Below are 15068 nucleotides of genomic sequence, written 5' to 3'. Positions count from 1 at the left end.
CATGCGGATTGCTCAAGCGGATTTGTCGAGAATTATTCCCTGTGAGCACCCACAGCGAGGCCCGTGATCATGACCGGCATACCCAACACTTCGTCCTTGTTTAAATTCGCGCTGTTGGTGGTGTCGATGTTCGGCATCGAGCTGGCTGAGGCGGCCCTGCGCTGCGAGCGCAATCTGGTGGCGAACGTCGTGGCGCTGGATCAGCCGCTGATGTTCAACCGCCTCGGGGCGCAGAACGCCAACGGCATGATGTTCGCCCTGCGCCGTGACGTGGTCGACGACCACAATGTGTCCCTGGCTCAGGGCGGCGCGGCAGTGCCGGGCAAAGTCTCGCTGCGGCCCGACAAGCGTCCGCGTCCCTTGGTGTTGCGGGTGGCCGCCGGTGACTGCCTGACCATCAACCTGCAGAACCTGCTGGCGTATCAGGCCAATCCCGGCAGCCACGAAAACGGCGAGGAAGGGGTCGAGGGGGAGGTCGAAATCGGTGACGTCGAGCAGTTCAAAGTCGATGAGCAGGTCACCGACCGCCACGTCGGCTTCCAGGTCAACGGCATGCAAGCGGTCAACAGCATCGATGACATCGCCTCGTACACCGGGCGCAACGGCAATTCGCTGGTCGCCCCCGGCGGCACCCGTTCCTACACCTTGTTCGCCGAGCGCGAAGGTGCATTCGCCGCCAGCAGCCGTGGCGCGACTTTCGGTGGTGAAGGCGATGCGGGCAACGTTGCCAACGGCCTGTTCGGCCAGGTCGTGGTGGTGCCCAAGGGCGGCCGCAGCTACCGCAACACCGTGACCGAAGAAGAGATGCGCCTGGCCAGCAGCGGCCGCACCCCGGCCGGTCAACCGATCGTCGACTACCAGGCGCGCTACCCGCAACGCGAACCGTGGATCCGTGAAGGCAAGGCCGGCACACCGATCATCAACATGGTCGACGGCAATGAAATCATCTCCAGCGAAAGCGACGCGATTGTGATGGGCAGCAACGCCGACGGCAGCTTCCCGCCGTCGACCTATCCGCTGGAAGCCGTCGGCAAACGCAACCCGGCAATTCCGAACCGGCTGGAACCGTTCCGCGATTTCGCCTCGCAGTTCCAGGATGAAACCGCCGCGACCCAGGCGTTCCCCGCATATTGGGCCGACCCGGTCATGGCCCATGTGCTGGAGCCGACCCGCGACTCGTTCATGATCAACTATGGCTCCGGCGGCATGGGCGCCGAGGTGGTGGCCAACCGGCTGGGTGTCGGGCCGATGCACGATTGCCTGTCCTGCGCCTATGAAGAATTCTTCCTCAGTTCGCACACTGTCGGCGACGTGGCGATGCTGGTGGACGTGCCGGCCAACGCTGGCCTGGAAGGCATTCTTCCAGGGCAGGTACCGAGCGCCGATCAGATTGGGGTCAAGGCGACCATGGCGCTGTATCCGTCCGAGCCGTCCAACGTCAACCACAGCTACATTGGCGACTTCGTCAAATTCCGCAACACCCACAACGGCCACGAGCAGCACATCTTCCACCTGCACGGTCATCAATGGCTGTTCAACCCCAACGACGACAACTCCGACTATGTGGATGCCCAGGGCATCGGCCCGGGTGCCGGCTACACCTATGAAATCGCCAACGGTGGTTCGGGCAACCGTAACCGCGTAGCGGGCGATGCGATTTACCACTGCCACTTCTATCCGCACTTCGCACAAGGTATGTGGAGCATGTGGCGGGTGCATGACGTGTTTGAAGAAGGCACCCGACTCGAAGTTTCCCAGCAAGGTGCCGACGGGTTCCACAGCGAACCCTACGCCTTGCGCAGCGGCAAACCGGCGGCCGGTGCGCGGGCCTTGCCCGATGGCGAAATCATTGCCGGTACGCCGATTCCAGCGGTCGTGCCGCTGCCGGGCAAAGCCATGGCGCCGATGCCAGGCAAGGTCGCGGTGGTGCCGAAAATCGGCGAGACCCTGGTCGCCGGTGGTGGTGACGACGATGACGAAGAAGATGACGACGGCGGCGGTAGCGGCAGCAGCGGCGGCGCTCAGGCCATCGGTTCCCTGGCCCTGGTGGATCGCAGCGAAGCCAACCGCAATGCCGACGGCAGCCTGAAAAACCCTGGCTATCCGTTCTGGATCGGCGGCATGGAAACTTCGGTCGGCCAACGTCCGCCGACGCCACCGCTGGACATGCTCGACGCGGCCAAGGCCCAGTCCTTGAAAACCAGCGGCAACGCCTTGTGGGCCAACCTCGACCCGGCGCAGTCCGGTGGCTGGGATGGCGGCCTGGGGCGTCATTCTCTGGACGGTTTCTCCGCCGGTGGCGTGGCGCACACCATTACCACGTCGCTGGATTTCTCCAAGGAAGTGACCCGCGCCAAACCGATTTACATGCCGGAAGAGGGCACCGAAGTCGAACAGGCGGCCATGGCCTTCCACGCCAAAAAGGACCACCCAAGCTTTGCCTTGCTGCCCGGCAATCAAATCGTGGCGAAGGCCTTCCGCACCAACGGTGCCTTGCCGATTGCCGGCGCGCCTTATTACGAACCGTGCATGGACGACCGGCAAAAACGCCTGACCAGCAGCGCCGGCACCGGCGAGTTTGCCAGCGGTGAACGCATCGACGGCATGTCCTATACCGGCTCTTCGACCTTTACCGCCGACCGTCCACGGGTCTACAAAGCGGCGAACATCCAGTTCGACGCGGTGTACAACAAGGTCGGCTACCACTTCCCGCAAGCGCGCATTCTGGCCCTGTGGGAAGACGCCTGGCCGGTCATCACCAAGCAGCGTCCACCAGAGCCGCTGGTGATGCGCATGAACACCTTCGACTGCGTGCAATACCAGCAAACCAACCTGGTGCCGGCCGTCTATGAGATGGATGACTATCAGGTGCGCACGCCGACCGACGTGATCGGTCAGCACATTCACCTGCCCAAATGGGACCTGACGGCGGCCGACGGTTCGGCCAACGGCTGGAACTATGAAGACGGCGTGCTTTCCCCGGGGGCCGTGCAAGAACGCATCCGCGCCATTCGCGAGTTCAACCAGTGCGAAGGCACCGATCCACGTGACGGCACACCGGCCTGTCCAAAAGCCAGGAATCACCCGTACTTCGGCCAATTTGGCCGGGCGGACTGGGTGGGCGCGCGCACGGCGATGCAGCGCTGGTTCGCCGATCCGGTGGTAAACGCCAAAGGTGTCGACCGTGGACTGGGGACCATTTTTACCCATGACCACCTGGGCCCATCGACTCACCAACAGATTGGCCTGTACGCCACCGTACTGGCTGAACCGGCCGGTTCCACCTGGTTCCATGCCGAAACCGGCGAGCCTTTGTACAGCGGCGCGCGCCAGGACGGCGGGCCGACGTCGTGGCAAGCGGTGGTGTCCACCGGGGACATCGACGGCGACGGCAAGAACGACAGCTTCCGTGAGTTCTTCCTCGAGTACAGCGACTTCCAGCACGCCTATGAAGCCGGAGTGTATGTGGGCGCCGGTCCTAACGGCGTGCCTGATCCACAAACCTTCCCGGCCACCGCGGACAGCTTCCGCTACGCGATCAACCCGCCAGTGCGCAACAACGCCAGCACCTTGCTCGACGGCATCATCGAAGTGCAGGGCGGTATGGTGCCGGGTTGTCCGACTCGGCCATGCCCACAGGCGATTTCGGTCGATGACCCCGGCATGTTCGTGGTCAACTACCGCAACGAACCGCTGGCCCTGCGGGTCTACGACCCGAACAAGGTCGGCCCGGACGGCAAGCGCGGCATGCAGGCCGACGGCCTCGGCGGCGACCTGGCGTACGCCATGCAAAGCCGTACCGACCGCGCCATCCCGGCGATGAACCTGGCACCGAACCTGGTCACCGCCGCCACCGGTCCAACCGGCGGCACCACACTGTTCCCGCCACACGTCAACCGTGGCGGCGCGGAACCGGGTGACCCGTTCACGCCAATGTTGCGCACTTACACCGGTGACAACGTGCGGCTGCGGGTGCATGCCGGCGGTCACGAAGAAGAGCACAACGTGACCCTGCACGGCGTGAAATGGCTGCAAAGCGGTTCCGGCTTCGGCAACAGCTCCAACTCCGGCTGGCGCTCGTCGCAGATGGTCGGTATCTCCGAACAGTTGGGTTTCAACGCGCCGGTCTCGATGCTCTCCAGTTCGGCGGCGGCCACGGGGGATTACCTGTACTCGATGGACGCTTCGATTGAAGGTTACTGGAACGGTATCTGGGGCGTGATGCGCAACTACACGACCCAGCGCAGCGATCTGTTCGCACTGCCAAACAACCCGAAACCGACCGGTATGCGCAACACCGTGGCGTTCGATGGCATCTGCCCACGGTATGGCGCCAACCCGAACGGCATCGGCACCCGGCCGACCGTGCAACGCAAATATGAAGTGGTTGCGGCGCTGGCCAACGACATCCTGCGCAATCCGTTGAACCTGACCATCGGCGATCCGGCCGGTATCGGGCAACACGTGGGTGGGCCGTTGAACCCGGCGGGTGGCACCCTGGTGTTCAACTCGCGGCCGGTGAACATCCCTCAGGTCACCGTGGTCGATCCTGAAGATGGCGAAACCATCACCATCGGCGGTCAAAGCGGCCCGTTGCATGATCCGACTGCGATCCTGTACGTGCGCAAATCCGACCTCGATCCGCTCACTGGAAAAATGAAACCAGGTGTACCGGTGGAGCCGCTGGTATTACGCGCGGCGGCGGGTGACTGCATCAACGTCACCCTGGAAAACCGCTTGCCTGTGGTCATGCCCGACCTGACCCAGACTGCCGTGATGCAAGGGCTGGTCAAGCGAGATCGCAACAATGGCCAGGGCTCGACCATCTTCACCAACAACCTGCTGCGGCCGTCGAGCCACGTTGGCCTGCATGCACAACTGCTGGCGTATGACATCACCAAATCCGATGGCACCAATGTCGGCGCCAACCCGATCCAGACCGTGCCACCGCGCATCGGCAACAGCGGCGCGTACCCGACCCGTACTTATCAGTACTACGCCGGGCACCTGGAGCGTGAAGGCAAGCCGATCTCGCAACTGGGCCGCAGTGTCGACAACATCAACGCCACGGCGGTGGAGTTCGGCGGACTGAATATCACGCCGGCGGACCTCATCAAACAACCGCAGAAAGGCTTGGGTGGGGCGATGACCATCCTGCCGGTCGGCGCAACCTGGGTTGAGGATGCGCGTAAAACCAACGCAACGGTCACGGCACCAGGGCAGACCACTTACCGCGACTTTGCGATGGTCTGGCAGAAAGCGTTGAACATCCGCTGGGCCAACGGTCGGCCGGTGGAAGGTATTGCCGCCGAAGGCTTTGGTGTGCCGACCGATCCACAGGACAACTCGAGCATGGCCATCAACTACAAGGCCGAGCCGATCTGGTTCCGCTTCGGGTTGGCGCCGGATGCGCCGTTCGGGCACGCCAATGGCGCCGGTTACGGTGACGTGCCTAACGCGCATATGGCGTACAGCAATGCGCTGATCGGGGGCGATCCTCAGACACCGGTGCTGTATGTGAAACCGGGGCAACCGTTCCGCACCCACATCCTGATGCCGACCGGTGGCAGTCGCGGCACGACCTTCCAACTGGACGGTCACGTCTGGTCGGTCAACCCGTTCCAGTCGGAGAAGAGCGATACCGGGGGTTATCCGATGGCAACTCCTGGGGTGGGCTCGGTGCGGTTCGGCTACAACCCGATGTCGATGTACATCGGCGCTCGTGAAAGCATCCTGCCGGCGGCGCACTTCAGCTTCATGCACCCGAGCGCCGGGGGCAGCAACGCAATACCGGGCGACTACCTGTTCCGTGATTACGGCGCCTACGGCAACACCGCCGGGCTTTGGGGATTACTGCGGGTGACCAACGAGCCAGAACCGGCACCGGCACCGTAAAGCCAGGAATTGGGGGGCTGACACCGCTCGCACCTACAAGGGACAAGGCAGGCACAGATCTGTAAGGGGAGAGGGTAATGAACAGGACTACAAAAATCGCCGGTTGTGGGCTGGTCGTCGCAGTGGCACTCATCAGCTTCGGCGTCTGGCGCACCGCGCCGCCCAACCTGCTGAGCGAAGTCGCACTGCCGGACACCTGGAGCGGTCAGAACCTCTCCCGAGACGGGATTTCGGTGGCGCTTGAGGTCAAGTCATTGGCCCAGGACGGCGTGCTGCGTGAAGGCGAGTTTGCCGACGTGCAGTTCCGCGTCAGCGACAGTGCCTCGGGCCAGCCGTTGTCGGGCGTCAATCCCGGCGCCTGGCTGGACCCGGAAACCATCGCCGCCGACAAGGCTCAGGGCCGCGAGCAAAGCTGCAAATCCCGGGTCGGGGTCTTCCTCAAATCCAGCATTGGCGCGCGGCCGCTGCTCGACCTGAACAGCTACTTCCTGCTGGTGATGAACCGCGACGCCAGTGTCTCGGTGGTCGACCCGTCGGTGTCGGTGGGCGGCATCACCAGCACCATGACGCGGATTGATATCAAGCAACCGCCGATGGACTGGACCACGCCCAAGGACAACAAACGGGTGTTCGTCTCCATGCCGACCGCCGATGCAGTGGCGGTGATCGACAGCGAGCAGTTCAAGCTGGTCGACTCGGTCGCCGCTGGCAGCAACCCGGTGCGCGTAGCCTTGCAGCCGGACGAGCGCCTGCTGTGGGTCGGCAACAATGCCAAGACCGCCGAGCAGTCGGGGGTCACGGTGATCGACACCCGCAGCCTCAAGCCACTCAAACACCTGGCCACCGGGGCCGGGCACCATGAAATCGCCTTCAGCAAAGACAGCCGTTTTGCCTTCGTCAGCAACCGCGACGACGGCACCCTGAGCATCATCGACATCGCCAGTCTGACCATCAGCAAGCAACTCAAGACCGGCTCGCACCCGCTGTCGGTGGCGTACTCGCCGCTGTCCCAAGCGGTGTATGTCGCCGACGGCAAGGACGGCAGCGTGACCGTGGTCGATACCGCCAGCCTCGCGGTTCGGCGGGTGATCAAAATGAAACAGGGCCTGGGCCCGATGGGGTTCAGTGCGGACGGGCGTTTTGGCATCGTCCTCAACACCCTGGAAAACCAGGTGGCGGTGATCGACGCGGCCACCGATTCGATGATCCACGAGCTGGACGTATCCGCCGAACCCTACCAAGTGGTGTTCACCAAGGCCTACGCCTACATCCGTGGATTGGCCTCGGCCAAGGTCACGATGATCAACCTTTCGTCGTTGGGGGCCGGCCGCACGCCGATCAGTCAGGGTTTCGAAGCCGGGCCCCAGGCGCCACGACTGGCCGGTGATTTGCCCCTGGCTTCGAGCCTGGCGGTGTCGCGGGACGACAACGCGGTGTTCGTGGTCAACCCGGTGGACAACACCACCTATTTCTACGCCGAAGGCATGAACGCGCCGATGTCCGGCTACCCCAATCGCGGGCAGGTGGCGCGGGCCGCCATGGTCATCGACCGCAGCCTGCGCGAGGTCGAGCCAGGGCTTTACAGTTCACGGATCAAGCTCCCAGCCGCCGGGCGTTTCGACGTGGCGTTCCTGCTCAACCAGCCGAACATCATCCATTGCTTCACGGCGCTGGTTGAGCCAGACCCGAACCTCGCCACGCTCCCCGGCGTGCCAAAAGTCGAGTTCATGCTCGATAAGTCCACGGCCGCCCTCGGCAGCCCTTACACCGTGCGGTTTCGCATTGTTCAGGGCCAGCAGAAGGCACAGCGCAGCGGGGTCAAGGACGTTCAGGTGCGCTACTTCCGTGCTCCGACTTCCCGGGCCCAGCAAGTCGCGGCCCTTGACGTGGGCAATGGCATCTATGAAGCCCCGGTGACCCTCGACCAGAACGGCGCCTGGTACCTGCACGTTCGCGCGGCGTCCCTTGGCGCGAGTTTCGATGACAAGACCTTTGCCAGCGTTCGGGTGATTCCCGGCGATGCCCACTGAAGAGGAAACCGACATGAACCGATTCGCACACCGTGGACTGCTGACGTTCTGCCTGTTGGCCGTCGGCATCGGCCAGGCCCTGGCGCACTCGGCGGATGAACACGCCGGGCATGACATGCCGGCCAAAAGTGCCAGTTCGGAAAGCGCCCAGGTCAAATTCGCCGACGTTGCGCTGGTGGACCAGAACGGCAAACCGGTGCGTCTGGAAAAGGACCTGGTGACCGACAAAATCGTGGTCATGAGTTTCATCTACACCAGCTGCACCACGGTGTGCCCCGTGGTGTCCTCGATCATGGGCAAGGTGCAGAAGCAACTCGGCGCCCGGGTCGGCGAGGAGGTGCAACTGGTGTCCATCAGCATCGACCCGCAGCGCGATGACGCCAAGCGCCTCAACGACTACGCCCGCAGCTTCCAGAAGGGGCCGGGCTGGAGCTGGCTGACCGGCAGCTCGCAGTCGATCAACGAAACCCTCAAGGGCCTCGGCTCCTTCAGCGGTGACTTCAAAAGCCATCAACCGCTGATTCTGGTGGGGGACGGCAACAGCCGCCACTGGACACGCTATTACGGTTTTACCGACCCGACCGTGCTGACCCGCCAGGTCGAGAAACTCAGCGGCCAGCGCAACGCCCACGCCAAACACACGGCCATTGCCATGGAGCACCAACCATGAAAGCCCTCGCCTTGATCTTCCTTACGATGTGTTTTTGCGTCATCAGCTTTATGGCGTTCTCCCATGAAGGCCACACAGAGCCCGCACCTACCGTGGCCGCTGCGCAACCGGCAACCGGCACCCGGGATGCGAAAACCTGGTTCACCGACACGCCGTTGCAGGACCAGAACGGCAACACGCTGCGTTTCTACAGTGACGCGCTACAAAACCGCGTGGTGTTGCTTAACGTGATTTTCACCAGTTGCAACGATGCCTGCCCGCTGATCACCCAAAAGCTCAAGGAAGTCCGCGAAGTGCTGGGCGACAAGGCCGATGGCATCACCTTTATCTCCCTTACCAGTGATCCGCTGCGCGATACGCCGGCGGTACTCAAGGCTTACACCTTGAAGCAGGGCGTCGATGGCCCCCACTGGCTTTTTCTCACCGGCGACAAGGCACAAATGGACCTTGTACTGGGGCGCATCGGCCAGATTGTGCCGACTCCCGAGCAGCACTCGACGCAGCTGATTGTCGGTGACGTGGCCAACAAGCGCTGGAGCAAGATCCGTCCCGATGCACCGGCCGCCGCCATTGCCCAGCGCTTGCAGTTGCTGACAATGCCCGTGGCCAGTCGTTGAGCACGCGCCATGAACATTGCCCTCGTCCTCGGCCTGCTACTGATTGGCGGCATCAATCTCGCCGCCAATGCGTTGCCGCTGAGCCCCAGCGAAAGCGCCGGTAAACGGCTGTATCGCGAGGGCGTGTCGGCAAGCGGTGAGCCGATCATGGCTCGGGTGGGCGCGGCGGGCATGTTGCTGCCCGCCACCAGCCTGCCCTGCGCCAATTGCCATGGCGCCGATGCCCAGGGGCGACCCGAAGGCGGGGTACGGCCGCCGGACATCAGCTGGTCGCGGCTCTCCAGCAGTTACGGGCAACAGCAGATCAACGGTCGCAACTACCCGGCCTACACCGAGGGCGCACTGGTCCGGGCGATCCAGGATGGGCGCGATTCGGCGAATAATCGGCTCGACCCGGCGATGCCCCGGTTCGTGCTGTCGATGAATGATCAGCGCAACCTGACGGCCTACCTCAAGCGCGTGGCCGATGATCGCGACCCCGGGTTGACCGCCGACAGCCTGCACTTGGGCACCTTGTTGCCGAGGCAGGGGCCGCTGAGCACGGAGGGCGCCACGGTGGCGGCGGTGCTCAAGGGCAGCGTGGCGCGGATTAACGAGGCGGGCGGGATCCATGGCCGGCAATTGCGCCTGACTATCCTCGATCCGGGCCCGGACCGCGCCAGTGCCAAACAGGCGCTGGATCGCTTGATTGAGCAGGAACAGGTGTTCGCCCTGATCGCACCACTGGCACCTGCGCTCGACACCGAACTGGTCACGCGGCTGGAACGCGCCGGCATTCCACTGATCGGGCCGCTCTCGTTGCAGGGCATGGCCCCGGCCAGTCGGCAGATTTTCGAACCGCTGTCAGGGCTGCGCGAGCAACTGATCGCCTTGGCCGACTACGGTGCCGCCAATTTGCGCTTGCTCCAGGGCCCGACGCTGATTGTCTACCCGGACGAGCCGAGCCAACAGGAGGCGGCGCAGCACCTCGGCCAGTACCTGCAAGATCACGCCTGGCAGCAAGTGCGGCTGCAGGCCTACAACTCGGCGCGGGACGAGTTGCCGCTGGGCTCGCGATCGGTGTTTTACCTGGGCAGCGGCGTCGGTTTCAGTCGCTTCGCCGAGCGCCTGCAAACGGCGGGGCAGGTGCCTTACCTGTTCGCCGCGTCGAATCAGGTGGCAGGTGACCTGTTTCAATTGCCCAGCGGGTTTTCCCGGCGAGTGTTTCTGGCCTATCCGTTCGTGCCCAGTGACTGGACGCTGGCCGGGCGCCTGGCCTTGACGCAACTGCGCAAGCACCAGGGGCTCGGCGGTGAGCACGCGGTGCTGCAAGTCGGCGCCTACAGCTCGATGCTGCTGCTCAGCGAAGGCATGAAACAGGCCGGGCGCGACGCCAGCCGCGAAAAACTCATCAGTGCCCTGGAAGGGTTGCACGATTTCGACACCGGGCTGACCCCGCTGCTCAGCTTCGGTCCGGGTCGCCGACTGGGCTTGAGTGGTGCCCACATCGTCACCGTAGATTTGCCCGAGCAGCGCTTCTTTCTGGTCGCACCATACAAACCGATTGCAGTGACACCCTGAAAAGAGGGCTGATGATGAAACTCAAGACGCTGCTGATTCTGCTGACGATGTGGGTCCCCGTGGCCTTCTGCAGCAACGGCCCGGCTGCCGCACGGGTCAATGGCGAGGAAATTTCCGAGTTCCGTCTCGAGCGCTATTTTGCCGAATACCTGGAGGACCAGGGCCGCGCAGTGGGCAGCATTCGCAACCCCAAGGCGTACAAGCAATTGCGCCAGAAAGCACTGGATGCGCTGATCGACAAGGAGTTGCTGTGGCAGGAAGCGCGCAAACGCGGGGTGAAGATTAGCGATGAGGTCGTACAAAGCCAGGTTGAGCAGACGCGGCAAGCGATGGGGGGTGCCGAGGTGTTCGCCCGTCGGCTGGAAGACGCCGGTTTCGACGAAGCCACCTTTATCGAGTACACGCGCCGTGAGCTCGCGGCGCAAAAGGTGTTCGCCGACCTGCTCCAGGTGGCTGAGCCGGACGAAAAACAGGTCCGCGCGTTCTACGAGGAACACCGCGCCGAAATGAGCACTCCCGAGCAAATCCAGGCGCGGCACATCCTGGTCAAAGTGCCTCAGGGCGCCGATGCCGCCACCGTTGAAGCCGCCCGGCTACGCTTAGAAGAGATGCGGGTGAAAATCAGCCAGGGCGAGGACTTTGCCAGCATTGCCCGGGCCGGCTCCGAAGATGCTTCCGCCACCGAAGGCGGGGATCTGGGCTATTTCCCCCGTGGGCGCATGATGCCGGAATTCGAAGCCGCGGCATTTGCGCTGGCGCCGGGGGCCGTCAGCGCGCCAGTGCGCACACCGTTGGGCTGGCATTTGATCTACCTACAGAACCACCAGGAGGCGGCCGATGTCTCAGAAGCTCAGGGACTTGAAATGGTTCGGGCTTACCTTGCCCGACAGCAAAAGTCCCAGGCTCGTCTACAAGTTCTGGGGCAGTTGCGATCAAGCAATCGAATCGAGCGGATTGACGACGATTGAAGGTTCCCCCCCAAATGTGGGGAAAGCTTCAGGGGCAATTCCGAGCGCTTCCCCGCCTTTGGGGGACGGGGTTCCTGAACGAAAAGGTTTTTTCATGAAAATCATAGAGATGAAGCGGTCGAAAACCGGCGCTCAGTCTGGCATGAAGTGTGCGTTAGCCTAATTAAGGCGCGTACTCCCAGGCACGAATATCGGACCTGCGGTTTCAAGGAGTCCACCTTGTTAAACAAAGTACTGGTTGTTGAAGACGAACAGCTGCTGGCGGAAAACCTCCAGGGATACCTGCAGGCGCAAGCGCTGGAAGTCCGGATAGCTCACAACGGTGAAACGGCCATCGGCGAAGCCGAACGTTTTTCACCCGATGTGATGGTGTTCGATTACCGCTTGCCAGACATGGAAGGCTTTCAGGTGCTCGATGCCGTCCGCCAGAACAGGAACTGCCATTTTGTGCTGATTACCGGGCACCCAACCGCTGAAGTCTGTGAGCGGGCCCGGCAACTGGGAGTCAGCCATATCCTGTTCAAACCGTTTCCATTGGCGGAATTGGCCCGTGCAGTCTGTGACCTTTTGGGGATGGAGCGCGAACCCAAAGCAGGCATGAGCAAGTCCGAAGGATTCGTCGAACGACGCCAGAGCAGGACCGAAAGCTTCCCGCTGCAGTTGTACGACGGCAGTTGGGTGCTGGCAGATCGTCGACGAACTCCATCGACCTCCAAGGCACCAGACGACCAACAATTGCTCACCGGGGAGTAGTGGCGCGACAAGACGTTCCGGCATACGCCGCAATGGCCTGCCGCGTCGACAGGGCTCAAAGCCCCCGGCGTTGGAGAGCATGCCATGGACCGTCTATCCCTTGCCGTAGAACCGGCGCAGTTGGAATGTGTACCGTCTCGCTTTTCCAGTGAACAACTGGCCCAGGCCCGGGCCCTGGCAACCGGTTCCGGCGAGCGGGTTCTGGAGGCCCTCGGGGGGTTGTGCGAACTGGCCCCCATGCCCTTCATCCAGTGCCTCGGCGCTACCCTGCATTATCCGGTGCTCGACACCGACACCCTGTTTCAAGCCACCCCGGTGTTCGACCGGGTCACCCTGGCCCAATGCCTCAAGCGCGAATTCATCCTGCTGCGTCATGACGAAGCGGTCATTGGCGTGTTTGCCGACCCGTTCGACACAACCCGTCTGGCGTGGATCGACGACTGCCTGCACGGCGCGCCGCTGTACCTGGTGCATGCCGACGACCTGAAAGCCTACCTGGCGCGTCACGAAGAGAGTTTCCACGCGGTGGAATCGCTCAACGCCCAGGCCGACGCCAATGTCGAAATCGACACCCTGCAAAGCCTGTCCCTGACCAGCATCAGTGAAGACGCCAGCGTGGTGGTCAAACTGGTCAACTCGACCCTCTACGACGCGCTGAAAATGCACGCCAGCGACATCCACCTGGGCACCACCGGCAGCGGTCTGGTGATCAAGTACCGGATCGACGGCGTGCTGAACAACATCAGCAAAATCCAGGGCAGCGAGTTCGCCGAGCAGGTGATCTCCCGGGTCAAAGTCATGGCCGAACTGGACATCGGCGAAAAACGCGTGCCCCAGGACGGTCGCTTCAAGATCGGCATCAGCGGCCGGCAGATCGACTTCCGGGTCTCGATCATGCCGAGCATTTTTGGCGAAGACGCGGTGCTGCGGGTGCTCGACAAACAGGACCTGGCGGACAAGGTCAGCGGCGTGCAATTGCAAGCCCTGGGCTTTGAAGAAAACACCCTGCGCCAGCTGCGCCGGTTGGCCGCCGAACCCTACGGCATGGTGCTGGTGACCGGCCCGACCGGCAGCGGCAAGACCACCACGCTCTACGCCATGATCACCGAGATCAACCACGGCGTGGACAAGATCATCACCATTGAAGACCCGGTGGAGTACCAACTGCCGGGCGTGCTGCAAATCCCGGTCAATGAAAAGAAAGGCCTGACCTTTGCCCGTGGCCTGCGCTCGATCTTGCGCCATGACCCGGACAAGATCATGGTCGGTGAGATCCGCGACCCCGACACCGCACAGATCGCCGTGCAATCGGCCCTGACCGGGCACCTGGTGTTCACCACCATTCACGCCAACAACGTGTTCGACGTGATTGGCCGGTTCACCCAGATGGAAATCGACCCTTACAGCCTCGTCTCGGCCCTCAACGCCGTGCTCGCCCAGCGGCTGATCCGCCTGGTGTGCGCCAGTTGCAGCGCGCCGAGCACCCCGACCGATGAAGAACTACGCCTCTCAGGGCTCGATCCGCAAAAGGTCGATCACTACCGCTTCGTCCATGGCAAAGGCTGCGGCCATTGCCGCGGCACCGGATATCGCGGGCGGACCGCGATTGCCGAGCTGCTGCACCTGGACGACGAACTGCGGCAGATGATCGTCGAGCGCCAACCCGTTTCGAAAATCAAGGCACACGCTTGCAAACGTGGCTTGCGCTTGTTGCGCGAGTCCGCTCTGGAACTGGTAGCTGAGGGGCGGACCACGCTCGAGGAGATCAATCGTGTCACTTTTGTCTCGTGATCGTTATGTCGCCGTACTCGGCGCCAGTGGTGTCGGCCTGGGTCAGCGCAAGGGTGGCGACACCTTGTGGCTGGGCAGCGTCGGCTTTATCGACGAAGGCTTCCATGCCTGGACCGTCGCCCTCGAAACCCTCGACCGCTTGCTGGGCGAACACGCCCCGGCCGGCGCGGAACTGAGCGTGGTGGTCTCCGGTCACTTCAGCCGCTTCTGCCTGGTGCCCTGGAGCGAACAGATCAGCAGCCCCGACGAATTGCTCGGGTTTGCCCAACTGTGTTTCGAAGACCTCTACGGTGTACCGGCCCAACCCTGGAGCATGGTGCTGTCGGCTGAACCTGCGGGTTACGACCGGATCGCCACCGCGCTGCCGCAAGACTTGCTGACGCATTTGCGCAATCTGGTCAGCGGTCGCGGCCTGCGCCTGCGGTCGGTACAGCCGTACCTGATGGCGGCGTTCAATCACTTCGATAAAAGCCTCGACGCCGGTGACTTCCTGTTCGTGGTCGCCGAGCCGGTACGCAGTGTCTTGCTGCTGGCCAGGGAAGGGCGATGGACCTCGGTGCGTTCGGTGGGCAGCAGCGACAGCGATGCCGCACTGACCGCGCTGATCGGCCGGGAAAGCCAGTTGCAAGCCTCCACCAGCGAACGGCCGCTGAACGTTTACCTGCACGCGCCAGCGCGGATCGAGGTACAGCCCGACGTACCCGGTGTGCACTTGCGCACCCTCGAAGAAGACCGGACAGCCGTACACGATTGTTTGTACGTGATGTCCCGGGCGGTGGCCTGA

The 15068-nt window shown here is 63.0% G+C and carries 9 protein-coding genes; all 9 read left to right on the top strand.

Translation table 11 applies throughout. The features are described 5' to 3' along the window. Nucleotides 1-69 precede the first annotated feature (69 nt). Nucleotides 70-5895 carry a manganese-oxidizing multicopper oxidase MnxG gene (gene mnxG / locus RHP74_RS19525; RefSeq protein WP_311096137.1) on the top strand — a complete coding sequence of 1942 codons (5826 nt, stop codon included), beginning with the start codon at nt 70-72 and terminating at the stop codon, nt 5893-5895. Nucleotides 5896-5972: 77 nt separating this feature from the next. Next, nucleotides 5973-7925, top strand: a complete 1953-nt coding sequence (locus tag RHP74_RS19520) for a cytochrome D1 domain-containing protein (protein ID WP_077750402.1) — start codon at nt 5973-5975, stop codon at nt 7923-7925. 13 nt (nt 7926-7938) lie between these two features. Then, complete coding sequence (locus tag RHP74_RS19515) at nt 7939-8595, top strand: SCO family protein (RefSeq protein WP_042932740.1); 657 nt, start codon at nt 7939-7941, stop codon at nt 8593-8595. Beyond that, nucleotides 8592-9212, top strand: coding sequence for an SCO family protein (locus RHP74_RS19510; RefSeq protein WP_169857023.1), 621 nt, complete (start codon nt 8592-8594; stop codon nt 9210-9212). Before RHP74_RS19515 ends, RHP74_RS19510 begins: the two co-directional genes overlap by 4 nt. A 9-nt stretch (nt 9213-9221) precedes the next feature. Then, nucleotides 9222-10772, top strand: a complete 1551-nt coding sequence (locus RHP74_RS19505; RefSeq protein WP_311096136.1) for an ABC transporter substrate-binding protein — start codon at nt 9222-9224, stop codon at nt 10770-10772. A gap of 14 nt (nt 10773-10786) precedes the next feature. Beyond that, nucleotides 10787-11740, top strand: coding sequence for a peptidylprolyl isomerase (locus tag RHP74_RS19500; protein ID WP_311100516.1), 954 nt, complete (start codon nt 10787-10789; stop codon nt 11738-11740). Nucleotides 11741-11959: 219 nt separating this feature from the next. Further along, the gene (locus RHP74_RS19495) at nt 11960-12493 is read left to right on the top strand and encodes a response regulator (protein ID WP_145306330.1); all 534 of its coding nucleotides are present in this window, start codon (nt 11960-11962) and stop codon (nt 12491-12493) included. An 84-nt stretch (nt 12494-12577) separates the two neighbouring features. Continuing rightward, complete coding sequence (locus RHP74_RS19490; protein WP_311096135.1) at nt 12578-14284, top strand: GspE/PulE family protein; 1707 nt, start codon at nt 12578-12580, stop codon at nt 14282-14284. Further along, nucleotides 14265-15068: a hypothetical protein gene (locus tag RHP74_RS19485; RefSeq protein WP_145306334.1), complete on the top strand. Its 804-nt coding sequence runs from the start codon at nt 14265-14267 to the stop codon at nt 15066-15068. The genes RHP74_RS19490 and RHP74_RS19485 overlap by 20 nt, the downstream gene beginning before the upstream one ends.

Source organism: Pseudomonas sp. SG20052 (assembly GCF_031766055.1).
GTDB lineage: Bacteria > Pseudomonadota > Gammaproteobacteria > Pseudomonadales > Pseudomonadaceae > Aquipseudomonas > Aquipseudomonas mandelii.
Note: the sequence above shows the minus strand (reverse complement) of the source record. Positions and strands in the feature narration are given on the sequence as shown.